Source organism: Methylovorus glucosotrophus (genome assembly GCF_009858335.1).
Lineage (GTDB): Bacteria > Pseudomonadota > Gammaproteobacteria > Burkholderiales > Methylophilaceae > Methylovorus > Methylovorus glucosotrophus.
The window spans coordinates 251,983-277,394 of record NZ_VMSE01000002.1 but is presented as its reverse complement, the minus strand read 5'-3'; the positions used below and the strand labels follow the sequence as shown (position 1 = coordinate 277,394).

Annotated in this window: 20 protein-coding genes; 15 read left to right on the top strand and 5 right to left on the bottom strand. The window is 57.6% G+C overall.

Annotation, left to right across the window (positions count from 1 at the left end; all coding sequences use genetic code 11):
* Positions 1 to 30 precede the first annotated feature (30 nt).
* The 11 genes from FNL37_RS12415 (at position 31) to FNL37_RS12365 (ending at position 17,571) form a co-directional block, all read left to right on the top strand.
* Positions 31 to 699, top strand: coding sequence for a type IV pili methyl-accepting chemotaxis transducer N-terminal domain-containing protein (locus FNL37_RS12415; RefSeq protein WP_159356350.1), 669 nt, complete (start codon positions 31 to 33; stop codon positions 697 to 699).
* A gap of 48 nt (positions 700 to 747) precedes the next feature.
* Positions 748 to 1,494 (top strand): uroporphyrinogen-III C-methyltransferase, encoded by a 747-nt coding sequence (cobA, locus tag FNL37_RS12410; RefSeq protein ID WP_159356349.1) that lies wholly within the window; start codon positions 748 to 750, stop codon positions 1,492 to 1,494.
* Between the two features lie 24 nt (positions 1,495 to 1,518).
* Complete coding sequence (gene nirB / locus FNL37_RS12405) at positions 1,519 to 3,945, top strand: nitrite reductase large subunit NirB (protein WP_159356348.1); 2,427 nt, start codon at positions 1,519 to 1,521, stop codon at positions 3,943 to 3,945.
* Between the two features lie 79 nt (positions 3,946 to 4,024).
* A complete protein-coding gene (locus tag FNL37_RS12400) occupies positions 4,025 to 5,236 on the top strand; it encodes a nitrate/nitrite transporter (RefSeq protein WP_015829279.1) in 1,212 nt (403 codons plus the stop codon).
* A 7-nt stretch (positions 5,237 to 5,243) separates the two neighbouring features.
* Complete coding sequence (locus tag FNL37_RS12395; protein WP_159356347.1) at positions 5,244 to 6,938, top strand: bifunctional protein-serine/threonine kinase/phosphatase; 1,695 nt, start codon at positions 5,244 to 5,246, stop codon at positions 6,936 to 6,938.
* Between the two features lie 103 nt (positions 6,939 to 7,041).
* Positions 7,042 to 7,356 (top strand): nitrite reductase small subunit NirD, encoded by a 315-nt coding sequence (nirD, locus tag FNL37_RS12390; RefSeq protein ID WP_013441169.1) that lies wholly within the window; start codon positions 7,042 to 7,044, stop codon positions 7,354 to 7,356.
* Between the two features lie 127 nt (positions 7,357 to 7,483).
* A complete protein-coding gene (locus FNL37_RS12385) occupies positions 7,484 to 10,198 on the top strand; it encodes a nitrate reductase (protein ID WP_159356346.1) in 2,715 nt (904 codons plus the stop codon).
* Between the two features lie 15 nt (positions 10,199 to 10,213).
* A complete protein-coding gene (locus tag FNL37_RS12380) occupies positions 10,214 to 10,519 on the top strand; it encodes a hypothetical protein (RefSeq protein ID WP_013441167.1) in 306 nt (101 codons plus the stop codon).
* Positions 10,520 to 10,845: 326 nt separating this feature from the next.
* On the top strand, positions 10,846 to 14,136 hold the full coding sequence (locus FNL37_RS12375; RefSeq protein WP_159356345.1) for a transglutaminase family protein: 3,291 nt from the start codon (positions 10,846 to 10,848) through the stop codon (positions 14,134 to 14,136).
* Positions 14,137 to 14,145: 9 nt separating this feature from the next.
* Positions 14,146 to 16,683 carry a circularly permuted type 2 ATP-grasp protein gene (locus FNL37_RS12370; protein ID WP_159356344.1) on the top strand — a complete coding sequence of 846 codons (2,538 nt, stop codon included), beginning with the start codon at positions 14,146 to 14,148 and terminating at the stop codon, positions 16,681 to 16,683.
* A 6-nt stretch (positions 16,684 to 16,689) separates the two neighbouring features.
* Positions 16,690 to 17,571, top strand: coding sequence for a transglutaminase family protein (locus FNL37_RS12365; RefSeq protein WP_159356343.1), 882 nt, complete (start codon positions 16,690 to 16,692; stop codon positions 17,569 to 17,571).
* 36 nt (positions 17,572 to 17,607) lie between these two features.
* Here the strand turns inward: FNL37_RS12365 and radC are convergent, their stop codons facing one another.
* Positions 17,608 to 18,282: a RadC family protein gene (gene radC, locus FNL37_RS12360; RefSeq protein ID WP_013441162.1), complete on the bottom strand. Its 675-nt coding sequence runs from the start codon at positions 18,280 to 18,282 to the stop codon at positions 17,608 to 17,610.
* A 13-nt stretch (positions 18,283 to 18,295) separates the two neighbouring features.
* The gene (locus FNL37_RS12355) at positions 18,296 to 19,060 is read right to left on the bottom strand and encodes a hypothetical protein (RefSeq protein WP_159356342.1); all 765 of its coding nucleotides are present in this window, start codon (positions 19,058 to 19,060) and stop codon (positions 18,296 to 18,298) included.
* 89 nt (positions 19,061 to 19,149) lie between these two features.
* Between FNL37_RS12355 and coaBC the strand changes: the two genes are divergently transcribed.
* The 4 genes from coaBC (at position 19,150) to rpmG (ending at position 21,290) form a co-directional block, all read left to right on the top strand.
* Complete coding sequence (gene coaBC, locus FNL37_RS12350) at positions 19,150 to 20,364, top strand: bifunctional phosphopantothenoylcysteine decarboxylase/phosphopantothenate--cysteine ligase CoaBC (RefSeq protein WP_159356341.1); 1,215 nt, start codon at positions 19,150 to 19,152, stop codon at positions 20,362 to 20,364.
* The gene (dut, locus tag FNL37_RS12345) at positions 20,361 to 20,813 is read left to right on the top strand and encodes a dUTP diphosphatase (RefSeq protein ID WP_041361939.1); all 453 of its coding nucleotides are present in this window, start codon (positions 20,361 to 20,363) and stop codon (positions 20,811 to 20,813) included. The genes coaBC and dut overlap by 4 nt, the downstream gene beginning before the upstream one ends.
* A 75-nt stretch (positions 20,814 to 20,888) precedes the next feature.
* Entirely contained in the window at positions 20,889 to 21,125 is a 237-nt protein-coding gene (gene rpmB / locus FNL37_RS12340; RefSeq protein ID WP_011478680.1) for a 50S ribosomal protein L28, read from the top strand.
* A 9-nt stretch (positions 21,126 to 21,134) separates the two neighbouring features.
* Positions 21,135 to 21,290 (top strand): 50S ribosomal protein L33, encoded by a 156-nt coding sequence (gene rpmG, locus FNL37_RS12335; RefSeq protein ID WP_013441158.1) that lies wholly within the window; start codon positions 21,135 to 21,137, stop codon positions 21,288 to 21,290.
* 145 nt (positions 21,291 to 21,435) lie between these two features.
* On the opposite strand, the gene FNL37_RS12330 is transcribed toward rpmG, so the two are convergent.
* The 3 genes from FNL37_RS12330 to mgtE are packed head-to-tail and all read right to left on the bottom strand — an operon-like array spanning position 21,436 to position 25,388.
* A complete protein-coding gene (locus FNL37_RS12330; RefSeq protein WP_159356340.1) occupies positions 21,436 to 22,620 on the bottom strand; it encodes a DesA family fatty acid desaturase in 1,185 nt (394 codons plus the stop codon).
* A gap of 42 nt (positions 22,621 to 22,662) precedes the next feature.
* A complete protein-coding gene (locus FNL37_RS12325; protein WP_159356339.1) occupies positions 22,663 to 23,955 on the bottom strand; it encodes a mechanosensitive ion channel family protein in 1,293 nt (430 codons plus the stop codon).
* Positions 23,952 to 25,388, bottom strand: coding sequence for a magnesium transporter (mgtE, locus tag FNL37_RS12320; protein ID WP_013441155.1), 1,437 nt, complete (start codon positions 25,386 to 25,388; stop codon positions 23,952 to 23,954). Before mgtE ends, FNL37_RS12325 begins: the two co-directional genes overlap by 4 nt.
* Positions 25,389 to 25,412 lie beyond the last annotated feature (24 nt).

Genomic DNA, 25,412 nt, shown 5'->3' with positions numbered 1-25,412 from the left:
TTTAGCAACTAAAACCAGATGGATGCATGCATGAATACTGTTTTACAACATCGCCGCCCGCACCGTGCCGAGCCCAAGACCGTCAGCTCCGAGACTTTCAGCTCGCTGATCAACCTGGCCGGGCGCCAGCGCATGTTGTCGCAACGCATCATCCTCAACGCGATTCTGGCAACGCAACAGCATGAAGAAGCGGTAGCAGTCGCCGAGCAGGCGCTCGCTCTGTTTGAAACCAGCCATGGCGAGCTGGTGCATGGCAGCCCGCTATTGCCGGGTGTGTTTTTCCCCGCCCTGCATGCCATTTATTTTGGTGAGGCCCAGGCCGACAAACGCATCCGCGCCTTCATTCTTCAAGCACGATCCGCCATCAGCGCGCTCGGCACGCAAGCCGCCGTCGCCGAGGTGGAATCCCTGGGCAAACAGGCCACCCCATTGGTCAACCTGCTCAATCAGATCACGCAGGTATATGAGGCGGAAGCCAAGCAGCACGCCCACGCCCAGCAAAAAGAGCACAGGGCGCTGATGGGCAACATCCAGCAGATCGCCAAGCAGGCCAAGATCGTCTCGGTCAATGCGCAGATCATGGCGGCGCGTGCGGGTGAAGCAGGCAAGGAATTTTCGGTGGTGGCAGGTGTGCTCACCACCATTACGGGCGAACTGGACGAACTCATCGTCAGCGCCATGAAGTCGGCCCAGCGCTAATGCGGTGGGCCTTGAACACAATGTATCAGGACTGAAACGGTGAATGCGATGGCAGGAAAAGTGTATTTGATAGGTGCAGGCCCCGGCGACCCGGAGCTGATTACGCTCAAGGCGGTGAAGGCATTACAGGCAGCCGATGTGGTGCTGGTGGATGACCTGGTGAACCGTGCCCTGCTGGCGCATGCACCCCAGGCGCGCATTGTGGAAGTAGGCAAGCGCGGCGGCTGCAAGTCGACTCCGCAGCACTTCATCAATCGCCTGATGGTATCGCTCGCCGAGCAGGGCCAGACCGTGGCCCGGCTCAAGGGCGGCGACCCCTTCCTGTTCGGCCGCGGCGGCGAAGAAATGTTGGAGCTGCGTACCGCGGGCATTGCGGTCGACATCATCCCCGGCATCACCAGCGGTATAGCCGCTGCGGCGGCGATTGGCGTGCCGGTAACGCATCGCGAGTATACGCATGGCGTCACGCTGGTGACCGGCCATACCCGCGATGGTGAGCAACCCAACTGGCAGGCACTGGCCGCCAGCGGCACCACGCTGGTGATTTACATGGGCATGAAGCATCTCGCCAGCATCGTCAGCGAGCTGCTGGCAGCAGGCTTATCGGCAGAGACAGCGGCAGCGGCGATCCAGCAAGGCAGCCTGCCGGAGCAGCAGCAAGTCGTCACCAGCCTGGGCATGCTGCCCATGGCGGTGAAGCAGGCGGGCCTGGGTAGCCCGGCCATTATCGTGGTGGGCGATGTGGTACGCCTGGCACAACTGAACCTGGACGTGGCAGCCGTTGCTGCTGCGTGATTTTTAAGAGGTAGGAGAATGAGTATGAAAAAAATGAAACTGGTCGTCGTCGGCAATGGCATGGCTGGCATGAGAACCGTAGAAGAGCTGCTTAAGATAGCCCCGGATCTCTATGAAATCACCGTGTTTGGCGATGAGCCGCACCCCAATTACAACCGCATCATGCTCTCGCCCGTATTGGCAGGCGAGCAGACCATTGATGACATCATCCTGAACACGCGCGAATGGTATGCCGAGCACAACATCACGCTGCATACCGGCAAGCGCATTGTGAAGATAGACCGCACGCGCCGCATCGCCTATGCCGAAGATGGCACCGAGGCCGAATACGACCGCATGCTGCTGGCGACCGGCTCCACGCCGTTCATGCTGCCGATTCCCGGCAAGGAGCTGGATGGCGTGATCGGTTTCCGCGACATTAAAGACGTGGATACCATGATAGAGACCGCCAAAACGCACAAGCATGCGGTGGTGATTGGCGGCGGCTTGCTGGGCCTCGAAGCTGCCAACGGTCTCAAGATTCAGGGCATGGATGTCACCGTGGTGCATATTGGCAGCTGGCTGCTGGAACGCCAGCTGGACAAGACCGCAGGCAAGATGCTGCAAAAATCGCTGGAAGCCAAAGGCCTCAGCTTTCTGCTGGAAAAGCACACGGAACAGATTCTGGGTGAAAACGGTCGCGTGACCGGCGTACGTTTCAAGGATGGCAGCGAGATTGCCGCCGACCTGGTGGTGATGGCCGTGGGCATACGCCCCAACTATGCGCTGGCCGAATCGGCTGGCATCCATTGCAACCGCGGCATTGTGGTCAATGACACCATGCAGACCTACGATCCGCGTATCTACTCCGTGGGCGAATGCGTGGCGCACCGTGGCATCAGCTATGGCCTGGTTGCCCCTTTGTTTGAGATGGCAAAAGTCTGCGCCACCCACCTGGCCAATTTCGGCATCGGCCTCTACAAGGGCTCGGTCACCTCCACCAAGCTCAAGGTGACGGGCATTGATCTGTTCTCGGCAGGCGACTTCAGCGGGACGGAAGGCTCCGAAGAAATTGTTTTACACGATGCAGTTGGCGGGGTTTACAAAAAACTCGTCATCAAAGATGACAAAATCATCGGCAGCGTGCTCTATGGCGACACCACCGACGGCAGCTGGTACTTCCAGCTGCTGCGCGATGGCAAGCCTATTCACGAGATTCGCGATCACCTGATGTTCGGCCAGGATAGCCTGGGCAATACCGGCCATCAGGGCCAGGACAAAGCGTCCAGCATGACCGACGAAATGGAAGTCTGCGGCTGCAACGGCGTATGCAAGGGCACCATCGTCAAGGCGATCAAGAGCCAGGGCCTGTTTACCATAGATGAAGTCAAGAAACAGACCAAGGCAGGCTCCAGTTGTGGCTCCTGCACCGGGCTGGTCGAGCAGATTCTGGCTTCCACCCTGGGTGGCGGTTATGCGCCTCCTTCCACCTCCAAGGCAGTGTGTGGCTGTACCGATCTCAACCACGAAGAAGTGCGCGATGAAATCCGCAAGCACAAATACCTCAGCATTCCCGATGCCATGAAGGGCATGGGCTGGCGCACACCGAATGGCTGCGCTACCTGCCGCCCGGCGCTGAATTATTACCTGATCTCCACCTGGCCGCACGAAGCCAAGGATGATCCGCAATCAAGATTTATTAATGAACGAGTTCACGCCAATATCCAGAAAGACGGCACGTATTCCGTCGTGCCGCGCATGTACGGCGGCGTCACCACGCCAGACCAGCTGCGCAAGATTGCCGATGTGGCCGACAAGTATGCCGTGCCCATGGTCAAGGTTACCGGCGGCCAGCGCATAGACTTGCTGGGCGTGAAGAAGGAAGACCTGCTGGATATGTGGAAAGACCTCGACATGCCGTCCGGCTATGCCTATGGCAAGAGCATCCGCACGGTGAAAACCTGCGTCGGCTCCGAGTTCTGCCGCTTTGGCACGCAAAACTCCACCCAGCTGGGCATTGATATCGAAAAAGCCTTTGACCATATGTGGGCACCGCACAAGGTGAAGTTTGCCGTCTCCGGCTGCCCGCGCAACTGCGCCGAATCCGGCATCAAGGATGTGGGCGTGATCGGCGTCGATTCCGGCTGGGAGATTTATGTCGGCGGCAATGGCGGCATCAAGACCGAAGTCGCGCAGTTCCTGTGCAAGGTAAAAACAGCGGAAGAGGTCATCGAGTATTCCGGTGCCTTTATCCAGATTTACCGCGAAGAAGCGCGCTACCTGGACCGCACCGTGCACTGGATAGAACGCGTGGGTCTGGATTATGTGAAAAAGCGCATTCTGGAAGACGCCGAAGGCCGCAAGGCTGCCTACGAGCGGCTGATGTTTGCCTTGCAGGGCGCCACAGACCCGTGGGCGGAACGTGCCAACCAGCGCGAAACGCACAAGGAATTCGACACCATTACCGTTTAACGCAACGCGTGCCATGTGCGACTCAGACTTGTGCTAGCCTGAGTCTGCGCTGGCACCCGGCATTGCTGAGGAGATTCGCATGCAAAAAAGTTTCTGGCAGGCCGGGCACAAGCCCACCCTGTTTTCATCCTTTCTGTACTTTGACCTGAGCTTCATGGTCTGGGTATTACTGGGTCCGCTGGCGGTGCAGATCGCCGCCGACCTGCAACTGACCCCAGCGCAAAAAGGCCTGATGGTCGCCACCCCCGTGCTGACAGGCGCCTTGTTGCGCATTGCCATGGGCGTGCTGGTGGATCAGATCAAGCCGAAAAAAGCCGGGCTGATCGGCCAGCTGATTGTCATCGCCGCGTTACTGGTGGCATGGTTGCATGGCATACACAGCTATCAGCACACCCTGTTGCTGGGCGTGTTTCTCGGCTTTGCCGGTGCCGCCTTTGCCGTCGCCTTGCCGCTGGCTTCGCGCTGGTATCCGCCGGAGCATCAGGGCACAGCGCTGGGCATTGCCGGCGCGGGGAATTCGGGTACGGCGCTGGCCGCCCTGTTCGCCCCGGGCCTTGCCATTGCCTATGGCTGGAATAATGTCTTTGGCCTGGCGCTGATCCCTCTGGCCTTTGCCCTGGTGGTGTATCTGATATTTGCTAAGGATGCGCCCGATGCCCCCGCCGCCAAGTCCATCAGCCAGTATGTGGCGGTGCTGAAAGACCGCGATGCCTGGTGGTTCATGTTTTTTTACAGCGTCACCTTTGGCGGTTTTGTTGGCATGGCGTCTTCGCTCACCATTTATTTCCACGATCAATATGGCTTGTCACCGGTGCATGCCGGTTACTTTACGGCGGCCTGCGTATTTGCTGGCTCGCTGGTGCGGCCACTAGGTGGCAATCTGGCTGACCGCATCGGCGGTATCCGCACACTGACGGTCATGTATATCGTCGCGGCATTTTTCCTGTTCGTGCTGAGTTTTGGTCCTGCGCAACAAGTGGCTGGCCTGGCTGTCGTCATCGCTGCCATGCTGGCACTGGGCATGGGCAATGGCGCCGTGTTTCAGCTGGTACCACAACGCTTCCGCAAGGAAATCGGCGTGATGACCGGACTGGTGGGCATGGCCGGTGGCGTGGGCGGATTCTATCTGGCTTCAAGCCTGGGTTACTCCAAGCAGGTCACGGGCAGTTACCAGATCGGGCTGACCGTGTTTGCTGGCCTTGCCATTCTGGCGGTGATCGGCCTTACCAGCGTCAAGAAACGCTGGCGCACCACCTGGGGCTCGGCCGCCGTGACGTCGGCCAAGGTCTAGGATTTTCATGTCGCTACAATTGCTGCTCGGCCAAAGCACGGCCACCGGCCCGCGTGAACGCAATGAGGATTTTGCGGGCATGGTGACGCCGGTTGGCATGCAGTTGCAGACCAAGGGCGCGCTGATCGCCCTGGCCGATGGTGTCAGCGGCAATGCCGGTGGGCGCGAGGCCGCTGAAATGACCGTGCGCAGCATCTTGTCCGACTACTACGCCACGCCCGATACCTGGGAAGTGCATAGCGCGCTGGACAAGGTGATCACCGCCGCCAACCGCTGGCTGCTGGCGCAGGCCGCCCAGCATAAGGATTTTGCCGGCATGGCCAGCACGCTGTCGTTGATGGTGTTTCGCGGCCAGCGCTTTTACTCGGCGCATGTGGGCGATACCCGCATCTATCGCCTGCGCCATGGTGAATTGCAACAGCTCACCACCGACCATGTGTGGGAACGCCCCGATATGCGGCATGTGCTGAAACGGGCCATCGGCCTCGACCAGCATTTGTCGGTCGACTATGCCGATGGCGCTTTGCAGGTAGGCGATGTCTACGCGCTGATGAGCGATGGCGTGTGGGATGTGCTGGACCAGGCGACGCTGCATCATGTCATGGGGCTTTACGATAACCCGCAGTTAATCTGCGATGAGCTGACCCGGCTCGCAATTGCCCAGGGCGGTCACGACAATGCCACCGTGCTGGCGGCGCATGTGGTGCAGCTAGGGGAAGAAACCCTCACTGACCTCTTGGCCGAACACCGCCATTTGCGGGTGCCGCCCAAGATGAAAGCGGGCGATGTCATCGACCAGTTTGAAGTGCTGAGCGTCTTGCATGAGTCACGCGCCAGTCTTATTTACAAGGTACGCCACCGCATCACCAACCAGCTGTGGGTACTCAAGACCCTGCAACCTCTGCTGGCGGAAGACCGCGACAGCTGCCAGGCCCTGCTTAATGAAGAATGGCTGGCCAAGCGCGTGGTATCGCAATACCTGCCACAAGTGCTGCCACTGACCGCCGAGCAGCGCAGCCAGCTGTATTACGTGATGAGCTGGCATGAGGGCGCCACCCTGCAACATCGGCTGGATAACGGCCATCACTTCACCACCGCTGGCATTACCGGCATTGGCATTGCCCTGCTGCGCGGGTTGGGCGCCCTGCACCGCTTGCAGATACTGCATCGCGACATCAAGCCCGCCAATCTGCACATGGCGATGGATCAGCGTCTGCGCATTCTGGACCTGGGCGTGGCCTTGAGCCCGGTCACCGGCCATATTGCCAGCATGGATAACCCCGGTACGCCCAGCTTTATGGCGCCCGAGCTGTTTGATGGCGCTGGCGCCTCGGTCAGCAGCGATCTTTATGCGGCGGGCGTGACGCTGTATTACCTGCTGACGCGCAAATATCCCTATGGCGAGATTGAGCCTTTCCAGCATCCGCGCTTTGGCGAGCCGGTGCCGCCTACGCGTTATCGGCCGGAGATTCCACGCTGGCTGGAAAATATTTTGCTGAAAGCCGTCGCCCGTCTGCCCGAGCACCGTTTTGAAACCGCGGAAGAAATGCTGCTGGCACTGGAGATAGGCGAAACCCGGCCGATTTTGCCGCCGCCGCGCACACCCCTGATTGCGAGGGCGCGACTGGTGAAATGGCAGTGGATTGCGCTGGTATCGCTGATGGTGAATTTCATGCTGCTGTACTTGCTGATCGTCTCCTAATGCTGCCGGTTTAGGCAAGCGCAGGACAGCGGCTTATTGAGTTTGTGTTACTACGTTTTGTGTTTTTGTTGTTGCGTTGTCATCTCTTGATTTGGAGTTTTTTATGAGTACCTGGACCAAAATTGCCCCTTTGACTGACATTCCCAAGCTGGGCTCGCGCGTGGTGCGCACAGCCAAGGGCGACATCGGCGTATTCCGCACTGAGGATGACCGCGTGTTTGCCCTGAACAACAGCTGCCCGCATAAAGGTGGCCCGCTTTCGCAAGGTATTGTGTATGGTGACAAGGTGGCCTGCCCGCTGCATAGCTGGAAAATCAGCCTGATCGACGGCAAGGCCGAAGAGCCGGATGTGGGCGAGACTGCCTGCTTCGCCGTCAAGGTAGAAGACGGCATGGTCTTCCTGGACATTCCGTCCTGAAGGCAGTCCGCCCCATGCGTTTGATCATGCAACACGGATATGAAAGATCAGCGTCACTTGCCCGTCATGCTGGGACGCAGTCTATCCTTTACTCTCGTGTTGGCCTTAACCAGCGGTACCCAGAATCATGTTAAAAGAAACCAGATCCACCTGTTGTTATTGCGGCGTTGGCTGCGGCGTCATCATCACCAGCGAAGATGACCGCATTACCGGCGTGCGCGGCGATCCCGATCATCCGGCGAATTTCGGCCGCCTGTGCACCAAAGGCTCCACGCTGCACCTCACGGCCAAGCTGGATACGCGCGTCTTGCAACCCGAAATGCGCACCAGCCGTCATGCACCGCGCCAGCCAACTGATTGGGATACGGCGCTCGACCATGTGGCAGACCGCTTCGCCGAGACCATACGCGAGCATGGCCCCAACAGCGTGGCGTTTTATATCTCCGGCCAGCTGCTGACCGAGGATTATTACGTCTTCAACAAGCTCGCTAAAGGCCTGATCGGCACCAACAACGTCGATACCAATTCGCGTCTGTGCATGAGTTCCGCCGTGAGTGGGTACAAACTGACGCTAGGGGCGGATGCTCCGCCCGCCTGCTATGAAGACATCGATCACACAGCCTGTCTTTTCATCGCGGGCTCGAATACCGCCTATGCCCACCCCATCATTTTCCGCCGCATTGAAGATGCCAAGGCCCGCAATCCGGACATGAAAATCGTGGTAGTCGACCCACGTCGTACCGATACCGCCACCTTTGCCGACCTGCACCTCGCCATCCAGCCGGGCACCGACGTCGCCCTGTTCAACGGCATGCTGCACATCATGCTGTGGGAGGGCATGCTGGATCAGGCATTTATCCGTGAGCACACCAACGGCTTTGATGCGCTGAAGGAAACCGTGCGTGAATACACGCCGAAGATGGTGGCGGACATTTGCGGTATCCGCGAAGCCGATCTGGTGACTGCCGCCAAGTGGTTTGGTAGCGGTCCCTCACTTTCCATGTATTGCATGGGGCTCAACCAGTCTATCCATGGCAGCGATAAAAACGCCGCTCTTATCAATCTGCACCTCGCCACCGGGCAAATCGGCAAACCGGGCGCCGGGCCCTTTTCGCTTACCGGCCAGCCCAATGCCATGGGCGGACGTGAAGTGGGCGGCATGGCGAATCTGCTATCTGGCCACCGCGATCTGGATAATCCAGAGCATCGCGCCGAGGTTGCCGCCCTGTGGGGTGTGGAGGATGTACCCGCGACACCAGGCAAGACCGCCGTCGAGATGTTCGATGCCCTGAAATCAGGCGAAATCAAGGCAATCTGGATTGCCTGCACCAATCCGGCGCATTCCATGCCCGACCTCAACCAGGTAAGAGCCGCGCTGGAGAATGCCGAACTGGTGGTATTGCAGGATGCGTACGGCAATACCGATACCAATATCTATGCCGATGTTGTGCTGCCCGCCACCAGCTGGGGCGAGAAAGAAGGCACCGTCACCAACTCCGAGCGGCGCATTACGCATATCACCCCAGCCGTCGCCAAACCGGGGGCAGCCCGCCATGACTGGGAGATTGTGGTCGACTTTGCACAGCGTCTGGAGCAGCGGCTGGGCAAGGCAAACATATTGTTCAACTACCTGGTTCCCGAGACGATCTTCAATGAGCACCGCGAATCCACCCGCGGCCGTGACCTCGATATTACCGGTCTCAGTTATCAGCTTCTGGATACGCAGGGCCCACAACAGTGGCCGCTTAACGAGAAGGTAAGCACTGGCTTACAACGCTTATATAGTGATGGCATTTTCCCGAAACCGGATGGCCGCGCGCAATTTCATATCGCGCATTACAAGCCCACCGCCGACAAAACCGATGCGCGGCAGCCTTTGCATTTACTCACCGGACGCCTGCGCGACCAGTGGCATGGCATGAGCCGCACCGGCACCGTGGCCCAGCTGTTCAACCATGTGGATGAGCCAGTGATTTCGCTCAACCAGCAAGACATGGAGCGGCGCCAGATCAAGCCCGGCGACCTGGTCAAGGTCAGCAACAAACGTGGCAGCCTGACATTGCGGGCGCAACCATCCGATGAGATCCAGCCGGCGCAGAGTTTTATTCCCATGCACTGGGGCAGCCAGTTCATGAGCGGGCTGGGCTGCAATGCGCTGATGCCATCGGCGTTTGACAAAATCTCACGCCAGCCCGAACTCAAGCACACCGCGGTCAAGCTGGAGAAAGTCGAGCTGCCATGGCAGATGACCGTGATGCGCAACTGTGACGATATGCAGTTGCTGGAGGCGATTCGCCGCCTGCTGCCCGGTTTCGACTATGCGAGTTGTGGGCTTTATGGGCGCGGCAACGGCATGGTCGTGCTGCAAGCCGCCCATCATGCAGCCCCCGATGCCGCGGTGATAGATGCGCTGGATGCACTGCTTGGTATGACAGAAGGTGCACCCATGCTGAATTATCAGGATGCACGGCGCGGTATCAGCAAGCGTATTCTGGTGGAGCCCGACGTCGCGACCGGTCGCCAGCAAGTGGCCGGTGTGCGGCTGATAGGCGAAACCCTGGCCGCCGAGTGGCTGCGCGAAGTCATGACGGAAGGCCAGTTCAGCGATGAGCTCAGGCGCTGGGCGCTGGCGCCATTGAGTGCGCCACCCACCGGCCAGAGGAGTCGCGGCAAGATTGTATGCAATTGTCTGAATGTGGCAGAGAACGAAATTATTGATACCATACAGATGGGCGCTGATTTCATTACCCTGCAAAACAAGCTGAAATGCGGTACGCAATGCGGTTCCTGCGTGCCCGAACTGAAAAAACTGGTACAACTGCACGGCAGAACTGCCGCTTAACCATAAGGACAATCCATGAAATTCGTTTACATCGGCCTGCTGCTGGCCGCCCTCACTCCTTTCGCCCATGCCGCCGACAGTGAGGCGCAAGACATCACCGGCACCACCGACAAGGGCGAGAAAGTCGTGCTCCACCCCAACGGCCGCTGGGAATTCGTGGATACGGCAAAAGCAGCTGAAGCCAAGGAAATCGCCAAGCAGTTCCCGGAAAACCAGGGCTGTCCATCTAATATGCAAGGCGGCTTCCTCGGCTTTGGTCGTTGCATTCCGCAAGGCGACAAGGATTACAACCGCGGCTCCATGAGCGGCAAGGGTCGTTAAGCCATTCCTGATAGGTGCTCTTTGAAATAGCGTTCATTTTTTAAAGAGCACGGTTTATTTCCTCGATCCAGCGCATACTAAAAGCCAAGTTAGCCTTCACTCCCGGTGTGCGCTGGGCTGAAGCAGTACCACGCTATTCCCCCACAGCCTGAAAACAGGCTCAGCAGTCGTTTGCTGGCATGGTTCATGCTGGTATTCATGGCCGTGGCAGGTCATGTTGGCCTGCCATCTGAATAAGTCCAAGAACGTTCGTGACCCAAAGATTCATGACCCAAAGATTCGTGACTCAAGACTCGTGAACTTAAGAACAGTTGTGAAGGATTCGCATGGCCATACGCGTTGCATTGCACCACAAGACCAGCTACACCTTTGATCGCCTGGTTAATCTCTCTCCGCATGAAGTACGGCTCAAGCCCGCGGCCCACGCCCGCACGCCGGTGTTGTCGTACTCGCTGACGGTAAACCCGGAAAAGCACTTCATCAACTGGCAGCAGGATCCCTACGGCAATTACATTTCACGCTTTGTGTTCCCGGAAAAAGTCACCCAGCTGGACTTCACAGTGACGCTGGTGGCCGATATGACGGTCATCAACCCCTTCGATTTTTTCGTGGAAAAATACGCCGAGCAGTTTCCTTTTGCCTATACCGAACAACTGGAATACGAACTCGCGCCCTACCTGAAAGCGGAACCGGCAGGCCCGAGGCTGGCCAAGTGGCTGGACGACACGCGCAGCCAGCTATTGGGGGCACCACTCAGCATTGCCAATTTCCTGGTGGCCATCAACCAGCGTCTGCAAGGCGATATCGGCTATCTGGTGCGCATGGAGCCCGGCGTGCAAACGCCGGAAGAAACGCTGGAAAAACGCAGTGGCTCCTGCCGCGACAGCGCCTGGCTGCTGGTGCAGATACTGCGCCACCTTGGCCTGGCGGCACGTTTTGTCTCCGGCTATCTGATTCAGCTCACCGCCGACATCAAGGCGCTGGATGGGCCCAGTGGCACCGAGGTGGACTTCACCGATCTGCATGCATGGACCGAAGTGTATATCCCCGGCGCCGGATGGATAGGCCTGGACCCGACCTCCGGCTTGCTGGCAGGCGAAGGCCATATTCCGCTGGCGTGTACCGCCATGCCCGCCTCGGCCGCGCCGGTAACCGGCTTTACCGATATCGCAGAAGTTACGTTTCACCATGAAATGAGTGTCACGCGCATACACGAAGACCCGCGCGTCACCAAACCCTATAGTGAAGAAGACTGGGAAAAGATAGACCAGATAGGTCAGCAGGTAGACCGTGATCTGCAAAAGCAGGATGTGCGGCTGACACAGGGCGGCGAGCCCACCTTTGTATCGATCGATGACATGGACGGCCCCGAGTGGAACACCCAGGCACATGGCGACAAGAAACGTGAGCTCGCAGGCAAGCTGGCGCTGCGGCTGAAAGAGCGCTTCAGCCAGGGCGGGCTGCTGCATTATGGCCAGGGCAAATGGTACCCGGGCGAGCCTTTGCCGCGCTGGGCCATCAATATGTACTGGCGTGTGGATGGCCAGCCCATGTGGAACGATGCCTCGCTGTTTTCCAGGGATGGTCAGCCGGAGAATTACGACGTAGCCGAGGCAAGGCTTTTTGCCACCAGCCTGGTGGAAACATTGGGTCTGCCCCCGGCCTGCATGATAGAAGCGTATGAGGATGTCATGCAGCAAGCCTTGCTGGAGCAACGCCTGCCGGACAATGTTGACCCCCTGCAGGCCGACCTTGCTGCCAGCGAAGAACGCAAACGCTTGGCGCAACTGCTGGAAGTGGGCCTGGGCAAAGCCGCTGGTTATGTGATTCCACTCAAGCCGGAATCCACCAGCAAAACCACCAGCTGGCGCACCAGCAAATGGCCGCTACGCCGCGAGCATCTTTACCTGTTGAGCGGCGACTCGCCCATGGGCCTGCGCCTGCCTTTAGCCTCGCTGCCATGGGTATTGCCCGACGATGTCGAGCCCGAGTTTGCGGTGGATCCCTTTGAAGCCAGAGCAGACTTGCCGGAAAAACCTCTGGCCCGCAGCAAGCCCGGCAAGGCCAGCCTGAAAAAACCGGAAGCGCGCGAGGTAGTGCACACTGCGCTGTGCGTGGAGGTCCGTGGCGGACGACTGCATGTGTTCATGCCGCCCGTGTCGCGCATTGAGGATTACCTGACCCTGGTGGCGGCGGTTGAAGCCACCGCAGCCAAGCATCAGCTCAAGCTCTGGCTGGAAGGCTACCCACCTCCTCGCGATGCACGCATCAAGTCACTCAGCGTCACGCCCGACCCGGGCGTGATCGAGGTCAATATCCACCCGGCAGCGAGCTGGCAGGAGCTGGTGGGCAATGTCACCACCCTGTATGAAGAAGCCCGCCAGACCCGGCTGGGCACCGAGAAATTCATGCTGGATGGCCGCCACACAGGCACCGGCGGTGGCAACCACGCCACCCTGGGCGGCGCCACCCCGGCTGACAGTCCCATGCTGCGACGACCAGATGTGCTGAAAAGCCTGATTACCTACTGGCAAAACCACCCGGCATTGTCGTATCTGTTTTCTGGGACCTTTATCGGGCCCACCAGCCAGGCGCCACGGGTGGATGAAGCACGCGACGACAATCTCTACGAGCTGGCGATTGCCTTTCAGCAAATGGACAAGGTATTGCCAGACACCACGGAGAGTGAGCGCCCGTGGCTGGTCGACCGGCTGCTGCGCAATCTGCTGGTGGATCTGACAGGGAATACGCACCGTTCCGAATTTTCCATCGACAAACTCTATTCGCCTGATGGGCCGACTGGCCGTCTGGGCCTGGTGGAATTCCGCGCCTTTGAAATGCCGCCCCATGCCCGCATGAGCCTGCTGCAAATGCTGCTACTACGGGCGCTGGTGGCGCATTTCTGGCGCAAGCCCTACCAGGGCAAGCTGGTGCATTGGGGCACCGAGCTGCATGATCGCTGGATGCTGCCGCATTTTATTGCGCAGGATATTGGCGATGTGGTGGCGGACCTGCGCGAAGCGGGTTATGCCTTTGAAAAACACTGGTTTGATCCTTTTGTTGAATTCCGTTTCCCGCGTTACGGCACGGTCAACTACCACGGCGTGGAGCTGGAATTGCGTCAGGCCATCGAGCCCTGGAATGTGCTGGGCGAAGAGATGAGCGGCGGCGGCACCTCGCGCTATGTGGATTCCTCGGTAGAGCGCATGCAGTTGCGCGTGCGCGGCCTCACGGATGGCCGCCATATCGTCACCTGCAATGGCAGACCTCTACCGCTGCAAGCCACCGGCATTGCCGGCGAATATGTCGCGGGCGTGCGCTTCCGCGCCTGGAGCCCCTGGTCCGCCCTGCACCCCACCATCGCACCGCATGTACCACTGGTGTTTGATCTGGTCGATACCTGGAGCGGACGGGCAATAGGCGGTTGTACTTACCACGTCAGCCATCCTGGTGGGCGCAATTACGACAGCTTCCCGGTCAATGCCTTTGAGGCCGAGGCGCGCCGCTTTACGCGCTTCTGGGATCATGGTCACACGCCGGGGGCGGTATCGATTGCCGAAGAGCCGCGCAACCCGAAATTCCCGTTTACGCTCGACCTGCGGTGGCAAGCTGTTTAATATTGCGCCATGCTGTCTTCGATACTGAACGAATACCCGTTTGCGGCAAACTCTCATAACGAGCTGCTGCAATCGCCCGGAACGCCCCGCCCTCACTGGCAGCCACTGATAGATTCATTAAGTGGTGAAGAGCCAGCCGAGATGCGCAAGCGCGTTGAAAACGTGCGTCGACTGGTACACGAAAACGGCCTGACCTATAACGCCTACGCCGACACTCAGGGCGGGCAGCGGCCCTGGGATCTGGACCCCCTGCCCTTTATCCTGCCGCAGGATGAATGGGCACATATCGAAGCCGCCGTCATTCAGCGTGCCACCATCCTCAACACCGTGTTGCGCGACATTTACGGTGAACAGACACTGATGGCGCAAGGCATGCTGCCACCAGCCCTCATACACGGCAATGCCGGTTTCCTGCGCCCCTGTCATGGCATTCCGCAGCCGGATGGCGTCGCTTTGCACATGTATGCCGTAGACCTCGCCCGCTCGGCCGATGGCCGCTGGTGGGTAGTGTCGGACCGCACGCAGGCGCCTGCGGGCACAGGCTATGCGCTGGAAAACCGCATGGTGATTTCCAGCGTGTTTCCCGATCTGTTCCGTGACCTTAACATCCAGCGCCTGAGCGGATTTTTTGCCAGCCTGCGCGATAGCCTGGCCCATTGGGGACGTGAGTGTGCCTATCGACAATCGCAAGCCAACCCCAACATCGCACCGCTGAGCCCCAGCGAGCAGCCGCTTACAGTGATCCTGACGGCGGGGCCCTTCAATGAAACCTATCACGAGCAATCCTACCTGGCAGGCTATCTCGGTTTTCCGCTGGTACAGGGTAACGACCTGACCGTGCGCGAAGGCGTGGTCTGGCTCAAAACACTGGCAGGCCTCAAGCCTGTGCATGCCATCCTCAGGCGGCTCGACGATATTTACTGTGACCCGCTGGAGTTGAATGCCGAATCGCTGCTGGGCATTGCCGGGCTCACCGAAGTCGCGCGTCGCGGCCATGTGCTGCTGGCGAATAGCCTGGGCAGCAATGTGCTGCAATCGGGCGCGCTGATGGGCTTTTTGCCCGCGCTCAGCCAGCATCTGCTCAAGCAACCCTTGATGTTGCCTTCCGTCGCCACGTGGTGGTGCGGTGAGCCAAAGGCCCTGGAGACCGTGATTGCCAATCTGGATCGCTTGCTGATCAAGAACGCCTTTTTGCACACGCGCGAAATCATGATTTACGGGCAGGACCTGGATGGCGCAGCACGCGAGGAGCTGATTGCGCAACTGCGCGCCAATCCGGAAAACTACCTGGCGCAGGAGCTGGTCAAGGTATCGCAGGCGCCGGTCTGGAACAGCCAGCTGCAGCAGATGCAGGCGCAATCGGTGGGGCTGCGGGTATTTGCCTGTGCCACGCCCAATGGCTATATCGTCATGCCAGGCGGCCTGACACGGGTTGCCAGCAATGCCAGCAAACGCGTGATTACCATGCAGGGCAGCGGCTGCAGTAAGGATACCTGGGTGATCACGCCCGAGTTCAAGCCGAACACGCCCAGCCTGCTGCGCAAGACCACCTCCAGTGCCGGGCTGGTGCATGACAACATTCACCTTTCCAGCCGCGTCATTGAAAACCTGTTCTGGTTTGGCCGTCATTCGGTGCGCAGCTACCATGCCACCCGACTGCTGCGCACGGCTATTCATTACCTGCTGGATTTCTCGCCCGAGCATCGGGCTGTGGAATGGCCTACCGTCAAAGCCATGTGTGTCTGGTATAACCTCATGCCGCCTGAAGATGAGGAGTCTGACGGCAATTACCCCCTGTTTGCCGAAGATGAAAACGCCATTGAGTGCCTGCTGATTGCGGCCATTTTTGCCAATGACAGCTCCAGCCTGGCCAATCACATTACCCAGTTTTTCCAGCTGGCTTTCAGTTTGCGCGAACGCTTGTCGGGCGACCATTGGCGCCTGATCAACCAGCTGCATCTGCGTTTTGCCGAGCGTGATGCCCAAGCCTCCCTGAGCGAGGCGCTGGCAGTGCTGGATGAAACCAATACCTCTCTGGTCACCATCTCCGGCTTTACGCTGGACAGCATGACGCGTGACCAGGGCTGGCGCTTCCTGTCCCTGGGGCGCCGCATCGAACGCCTGCAGTTTCTGTGCATCCTGTTGCAAAAGGCGTTGGCGATGCCGGCCGAAAGCAGCCTGGACTGGCTGCTGGAACTGACCGATTCCATCGTCACCTATCGCGCACGCTATGCCGCGCAGCCCGAGTGGTTGCCAGTGCTTTATCTGTTGCTGATTGATGAAAATAATCCGAATGCGATGATGTTCCAGTTACGCGGACTGGTGAAATACCTGTCGCAGATATCGTCCACCTACAACGGCGGTGGCGGCGAAGGACGCATGATGGAGCGCATGGAAAGCCTGCGCGCGTTTGATGTGGATGCATCATTCCATCACAACAGCCCGGAGTTGATGGTATGGCTGAGCGACACCTATCAGGCCAGCGTGGATATTTCTACGCAGTTGGGGCATCGCTTTTTCAGCTTCTCGGACACCACCGCCAACTAAGCCGCCATGCGCTACCACATCCAGCACCAGACCGAGTATCAGTACGATTTTGATGTGACCCTGTCGCAGCACATGCTGCACATGACGCCGCGACTACTGGCATGGCAAACCACGCTGGCGCATCAGATCACCATTTCCCCCAATCCCAGCGAGACTTCGCAGCGGCTGGATTATTTCGGCAATTCTCGCCTGTATTTTTCCATTTACAGCCCGCACCAGACCTTGTCTGTCATCTCGGAATCCACCGTGGAGGTGCTGCCGCGCGTATTGCCCGCTTCACTAAGCCAAAGCCCGAGCTGGGAGTTTGTGAAAGAAGAGCTGATCCAGCACTACAACACGCATATCGAGGCGCAGGCGTTCCTGTTCAGCTCGCCCAAGGCGGGTCGCCACCATACGCTGGCAAATTACGCAGCCCCCAGCTTCACGCCCGGCAGGCCCTTGCTCGAAGCGGCGCTGGACCTGACCCAGCGCATCTACCAGGATTTTGAGTTTGATGACCAGGCCACCAGCATTTCTACGCCTCTATCCGACGTGCTGGCCGGGCGCCGTGGCGTATGCCAGGATTTTGCGCATCTGATGATTGCCTGCCTGCGCAGCCTGGGCCTGGCTTGCCGCTATGTCAGCGGTTATATCCTCACGACCCCACCCGAAGGCCAGGAGCGTATGATTGGTGCCGATGCCTCGCATGCCTGGGCCTCGGTTTACTGCCCGGATACAGGTTGGGTGGATTTTGACCCGACCAACAACTGCCTGGTGCAGACGGATCACATCACCGTCGCCTGGGGACGCGATTTCAGCGATATTTCGCCCATGCGGGGTGTAGTACTGGGCGGTGGCGCCCAGCAGCTGGATGTCAGCGTCACCGTGACCCCCATCGAGCAGAACTGATCGAGCAGAATTCGCCCGCTTCAGCGAGGCGCCATCCTAGAGCAGGCCGCGTTCCGCAAACGACAAGGTGGTATTGCCCGCCACGACAAAATGATCCAGCACGCGCACATCTACCAGATCCAGCGCCGTCTTCAGCTGAGCCGTGATCATTTCATCGGCCCGGCTAGGCTCGGCAACACCGGAGGGGTGGTTGTGGGCCAGGATCACCGCGCCCGCGTTGTAATACAGCGCACGCTTGACGATTTCCCGCGGATGCACGCTGGTCTGTGTCAGCGTACCCGCAAACATCTCCTCATGTGCCAGTACGCGGTTTTGCGCATCCAGAAATATCACCAGAAACACTTCGCGCGGCAGCCCTCCCAGCTTGAGGCTGAGAAAATCGCGCACCTGTTGCGGCGAGTTCATGACATCGCGCGCCTGCATTTCTTCAGTGAGCGCACGCCGGCTCATCTCAAAAATCGCCTGCAGCTGCACATACTTGCTGCTGCCCATGCCCTTGATCCGGGAAATCTGTTCCAGGCTGGCGGCAAAAATACCATTCAGGCTGCCAAACACCTGCAATAGCTCGCGCGCCAGATCGACGGCGCTTTTGCCAGTCACGCCTACGCGTAAAAAAATCGCCAGCAATTCAGCATCTGACAATGCGCTACTACCCTGCGTCAGCAGCTTTTCGCGCGGGCGCTCCCCTTCCGGCCAATCGATAATTGCCATACGTTATGTTTCCTCATGGTTGCCATCCGATTTCCCTGGCTGTGAGGTCCCCCACCAACGTCTGTGACAGATTTGCCGGAATATGCGCGCCATGCTGGCTGTCTGGAATGCGTCCAGCCATGAGTTCAGCGAAGCGTTGCGGATACAAGGGCTGCCGGTCCGGCTCGGCGTATCCCTCTGGGTAATGCGGTTGTGTAGTCGTCAGATCATATTTGTCGCGGGCACCCACGGTGTGCAGCAGCTCATGGGCAATCACCACATTATTCTGCGCGGTTTGTCCGGGATCGGCATATACGTTCACCAGCCCGACACGGCCTTTGCTGAGGGCGGTGGAATGCGGCAAGGTGGGATGACCCGCCACATCAAAATAGAGCAGATAAAGGCGAATATCGGCTTTTATCGGCGTGGGCGGACTATGTCGCCAGGTCCACCAGCGAAAATGCAGGCTCCAGGTCATGGTAGACAGCATGCCCGCATTGCGCGGCGGGGGCGGTGGAATATCCGCAACCACAGGCCCAAGGTGCACGGCAAATGGCTGTGCCTGCGCGAGATGGTATCGTTTGCCCTGCTCGGCAAAATATTCTTCAATTTGCGTCAGTTGTGCCTGATTCAGCCGGCGGATTGCCACATTGGAGGCTTCACTTAGGTCGGCATTCACCGGGTATAGCGTGACATACAACGTGCGGTGCCAGTCCGGCTGCCCGTTTTTCAGCCATGCTTGCTGGGCCACGGTCACCAACACAAACAGCAATACAAATATCCTGAGTTTTCGCCACATACCCTGCATCCCCGTTTAAATCGTGCAATCGGCAGACTGGCGCTGCCGTAATTTGTATTAAAATGAGCCCACTAATTCAAGAATTTATCATGACTCGTCCAATTCAACATCTGGTTGTCGGCATGACGGGCGGAATTGCCGCCTATAAAACCGCCGAACTGGTGCGCCTGCTGGTCAAGCAAGGCATACAGGTAGACGTGGTAATGACGTCGGCAGCCACGCGCTTTATCACCCCACTGACCATGCAAGCTCTATCTGGTCGCCCGGTATACACCGACTTGTGGGATGAGCGCATTGCTAATGGCATGCCGCACATCGAGCTTTCACGCCAGGCGGATGCCATTCTGGTCGCCCCTGCCAGTGCTGACTTCATGGCAAAACTGGTGCATGGTGCTGCCGATGACCTGCTTTCCACCTTGTGTCTGGCACGCGATTGTCCCTTGATCGTAGCCCCGGCCATGAACCGCCAGATGTGGGAACATCCGGCGACCCAGCGCAATGTCGCACAACTGCAACAAGACGGCGTACGCCTGATTGGCCCCGATAGCGGCGAACAGGCGTGCGGCGAAACCGGCCTGGGCCGCATGCTGGAACCGCAATCCATAGTGGATGCGCTGCAAGTTACATGCCCAAGCAACTTGCTGGCAGGCAAACGTATTCTTGTCACGGCGGGGCCCACCATCGAAGCTATTGATCCGGTGCGTGGCATTACCAATTTCAGCTCTGGCAAAATGGGCTATGCGATTGCCCAGGCGGCCATTGAGATGGGTGCGGATGTTACCCTGATCAGCGGGCCTACAGCCCTGGCGGCACCAAGGCACTGCACCACCATTCAAGTCACCAGCGCCCAGCAAATGCATGACGCCGTGATGGCGGAAGTGCGTGGGCAGGATGTCTTTATTGCGGTGGCCGCCGTTGCCGACTATCGCCCGCGAGAAATGCAAAACCAGAAGATCAAGAAACATGCTGATACCCTGCAGCTCGAATTGGTGCGTAATCCGGATATCCTGGCCGCGGTGAGCAGCCTGCCTGACCGGCCATTCTGTGTCGGCTTTGCTGCCGAGAGCGATCAGTTGCTGGAACATGCGCGCAAAAAACGGCTGCAGAAAAATGTCCCCTTGCTGGCGGCCAACCTGGTCAGTGAAGCCATGGGGGGCGACGATAGCCGTATCGTGCTGATAGATGATCATGGTGAACATCCGCTTCCTCCTGGCTCCAAAACCATGCTGGCGCACATGCTGTTGCAACATATGGCCGGCATGCTGCCTCCTTCAACCACTTATGACGCGAGTATCCCTGAATGAGCTTACAAGTTGACTTGAAAATCCTTGATGATCGATTGCATCACATGATGCCAGGCTATGCCACCCCGGGTTCTGCCGGGCTGGATTTGCGGGCGTGTATTGAGCATACCCAAACCCTGCATCCAGGCGAGACCACCTTGATACCCACCGGCATGGCGATCCATCTGGCTGACCCGGGATATGCGGCCATGATCCTGCCACGCTCGGGCCTCGGTCATAAACATGGCATCGTGCTGGGTAATCTGGTCGGACTCATCGATTCGGATTATCAGGGCCAGCTACTTGTCTCCTGCTGGAACCGTGGCAAGGAAGCTTTTCTGCTGAACCCGATGGAGCGCATCGCCCAACTGGTGATCGTGCCTGTCATACAAGCCAGCTTTAATATCGTGCAGGACTTCACCACAAGTGAACGTGGCGAAGGTGGCTTCGGCAGTACCGGAAAACATTAAAAACTAGCAATTTAACTTGAATTGCCGCTTCGTTTCATGGTATAAATGCGGTCTTTTCGAATTTCGGAGTCCGCCATGGCACGCGTATGTCAGGTAACCGGCAAAAAGCCGATGGTTGGGAATAACGTTTCCCACGCAAATAACAAGACCAAGCGTCGTTTCTTGCCTAACTTGCAAAACCGCAAGTTCTGGGTTGAAAGCGAAAACCGCTGGGTTAGCTTACGTATCACCAACGCAGCCTTGCGTACGATCGACAAGAACGGCATTGATGCCGTTCTGGCCGATCTGCGCGCCAGCGGCGAAAAAATCTAAGGATTCATCATGCGTGAAAAAATCAAACTGGAATCTAGCGCTGGTACTGGTCACTTTTACACCACGACCAAGAACAAGCGCACCATGCCTGAAAAGATGGAAATCAAGAAGTTTGATCCTGTCGCTCGCAAGCATGTGATGTACAAGGAAACCAAGCTGAAGTAATTCGGCCCCGGTTCCCAATAAAAAAGCCCGCTTATGCGGGCTTTTTTATTGGCTGGCGCATGTAATACCACCAGTCGGCGTTTCATTTAGCGAGCGTCATTACATGGCTTTGGAAGGGCACCAATGATGGCACCCCACCACACATCTACGCCATGCGATAGCAACGCAGGCGTCGTGAGAACTCTTCCAGCGCCGCTATGCCACTTTTCTCGGCGCGCTGGCACCAGTCCTCAAGCCCCTTCAGCAATTGCTCCTGCGAGGCTGTAGAGCGCGCCCACACCTGCGCCAGCTCCTGTTTGAGCTGATAGATGGTTTGCAACCGTGCGCTATGTGTCAGGGCCTGCTCCAGTGCTTGCTTGTCCTGCACTTCGAGATCCTTGGCATCCAGATGCAGCCAGTGACGCAAACGCTCAAGTACGGTCGTCTCGTGGCCGTGCTGCTGATAAGCCAGACGAATCTTGCTGATCTCTTCCTTGTAAGCCTGCTTGAGCATCACGCCATACTTGCCCATGACATCGAAGCGGTGCGTAATGACGGCTTGCAAGGTATCGAGATCACAACGCGTCTTGGCCCAGTCAAACTTGACCTTGGGCGCTATTTTCTTGACCTTGGCCAGGCGACTCATCTGCATGAGGCGGATATACATCCAGCCTATATCAAACTCATACCACTTGCTGGATAAACGTGCGGAACTGGCATAGGCATGGTGATTGTTATGCAGTTCTTCACCACCGATGATGATGCCCCAAGGCACGAGATTAGTACTGGCATCTGCCGCTGCAAAATTACGATAACCCCAGTAGTGGCCCAGCCCATTGATAATGCCTGCGGCGGTTAAGGGGATCCAAGCCATCTGCACCGCCCAGATCGTCAGTCCGAGTGGGCCAAACAGTAGCACGTCGATGATCAGCATCAAGCGTATGCCAAGGCCACTGTGTCGACTATAGACATGACGCTCCATCCAGTCATCGGGTGTGCCGCTGCCATATTTCTGCAGGGTTTCCTCATTGGCCGCTTCTTTGCGGTAAAGCTCGGCACCCTCGCGCAACACTTTCCTGATTCCGAGGATCTGCGGACTGTGAGGATCATTCACCGTCTCGCAATGCGCATGATGCTTGCGATGAATCGCGGCCCACTCCTTGGTCACCATGCCGGTGGTCATCCATAACCAGAAGCGGAAAAAATGGCTCACGATGGGATGCAAATCCAGCGCCCGATGGGCCTGGCAACGATGGAGGTAAATGGTGACGGCAGCAATCGTAATATGGGTGAGACCCAAGGCCACCAGAATGTAGCCCCACCATGGCAAGTCAAACATCCAGAATGTCATGACGATTTCCTTTATATAACCAACTAGCGAACGGACGCGAACTTATCCTTGAGCAGCAGGCATTGTCGGCGTCCCAGCATTCAGTATACGCACTTCGCGCTGCGGATATGGAATACTGATGCTGTTCTTCTGGAATGCGCGCCAGATATCCAGGTAAATATCGGATTGCAGCCGCCCAGAGCCCTCTTCAGGATCGGGTATCCAGAACGTCAGGGTGAGATCAATGCCACTCTCGCCAAAGCCGGCAATCTTGACATCCGGCAGCGGGTCTTGCATCACGCGATCTTGTGCCATGGCAGCATGTTGCATGATCTCCATGGCTCTTTCCAACGGGCTCTCGTAACTCACCTGCAAAGGCATTTTGACCTGCGCCTTGCGTTCGCTATAAGAGTGATTGATAACCGCACTGGTGATCAGTGTTTCATTCGGAATCACCACCTGGGTGCCATCCAGCTTGCGCAGCACCATGTAACGGGAGCGCATTTCACTCACCACGCCATAATGGGCATCCACCGTAATCACGTCACCCATGTGCATGGAGCGATCAAGCAAAATGATAAAACCGCTCACGTAATTGCTGGCGATTTTTTGCAGGCCGAAACCGAGGCCAACACCAAGCGCGCCGCCAAACACCGACAGCAATGTGATATCCAGCCCCACCGCTGACAGCGCCATCAGGATAGCGATAAACGAAAGTCCTATTCTGATCAGCTTGCTCAATACCACGCGTACATTCATATTGATCTGCTGAGCCCGCATCAGCCGATTTTCCAGCCAGCGACTTAGCCAAAGCGCAATAAACAGGGTGATCAGTACGGTTAGCAAGCCTTGTATCAGCAGTAGCAGATTCATCTTGCTCTTGCCGATATTGAAACTGACATCTTCAAGCGTGTGCAGTATTTCAGGCAGAATGCCACTGACATGAAGCGCCAGAACCAACCACACTGTGCTCGAGATTGCATTTTCCATCGTGCTTACCCAGGCACTGGGGGAAAAGACATAACGCAAGGCATAGACCACCAGCCGGATAACGGCCATGGCCACCAGCAGATTCATAGCGATCAACAGCATGCTGGTATGCTGCCAGTGCTTCAGGATTAATTCACTGACGTAAATGAATATCAGAGATGTCAGTGGGAACAGCACTCTGTTGATGCCGCCAATGCCGACTTTCCAGGTTTCAGGGGCATTGCGCATGACGTAGGCCCGCAGGGCTCCATTCATGGACCACGCAAAAAGCAAGCCGGCAATGATAATACCCACTTGCCAGGTAAATGCCGGAGTCGCCAGATCGGCAAGAAACTCCGTCCAAAGTTGCTGCATGTCACTATTCATAACAAGAAAATCGTCGCGAGTCCCAGGAAAATAAAGAAGCCACCGCTATCGGTCATGGCAGTAATCAATACGCTTGACCCCACTGCGGGATCACGGCCAACCTTGGTCATTACCAGAGGAATCATGACACCCATGATGGCAGCCAGTAACAGATTCAAGGTCATCGCCCCGGTCATGACCAGCCCGAGCGCAATGTTGTGATAAAGCGCATACGCCACCACGCCAAGCACACTGCCCCAGAGAAGACCATTGAGCAGGGCGACACCCAGCTCTTTCTTGAGCAATGACTTCATATTGTGTGAAGCAATCTGGCCTAATGCCAAGCCGCGCACAATCATCGTCGTTGTCTGATTGCCGGAGTTGCCACCTATACCAGCCACGATAGGCATGAGAGCCGCCAAGGCTACGATTTTCTCTATGGAATCTTCGAACATGCCAATAACGCGCGAAGCTACAAACGCTGTGACAAGATTGATGGCCAGCCAGGTCCAACGGTTTTGCACCGACTTCCACACGGAAGAGAACAGATCTTCTTCCTCGCGCAAACCGGCCATCGAGAGCATGTCGCTTTCCGCTTCTTCACGGATGTAATCCATGACAGTATCCACCGTAAGCCGCCCTACCAATTTGTTATTGGCATCCACCACGGGCGCGGTGACCAGGTCATAGCGTTCAAACGCCTTCGCGGCTTCATCGGCTTCATCTTCCGGGTGAAACACCACTGCATCATCGGCCATGATGTCGGCCACTTCGGCATCAAGATCATTCACCACCATGCGCTTGAGCGGCAGGACCCCGCGCAAGATGTCATAGCGATCGACCACAAACAGTTTGTCGGTATGGTCTGGCAAACCACCAATACGGCGCAGATAGCGCAAGGCGACTTCCAGGGTGATGTCTTCACGTATTGTGACGATATCAAAGTCCATGAGCGCGCCTACTGTGTCATCCTCGTAACCCAGCGCGGACTGCAGGCGTTCACGATTGCGTATGTCCAGGCTATCCAGGAGCTCTTGCAGCACATCTTTCGGGAGATCGGGGGCCAGATCGGCCAGCTCGTCAGTATCCAGCTGCTCAGCCGCTGCGAGCAGTTCGTCGCTGTCCATGTCGGCAATGAGGGTTTGCCGGACAGCATCAGATACTTCAAGAAGGATTTCGCCATCACGCTCAGCCTTGACCAGTTCCCATACATCCAGACGCTGCTCAAGAGGCAGGGCTTCAAGGATGTATGCAACGTCAGCCGGGTGCAGGGCATCCAGTTTTTTCTGCAGCTCGGCCAGGTTCTGTTTGTGAACCAGAGTCTCAACCAGCTGCTGCTTGGGCATATCCTGCTTATGGATCAGGTCTTCGACCAAGCGATGTTTGCTCAGCAGGGTAATGACCTGCTGTAAACTTTCCTGCAAGCTTTCTTTTGATTCTTGAATATCAGCCATTCTTTAAAGCCCGCCAAGAAATAC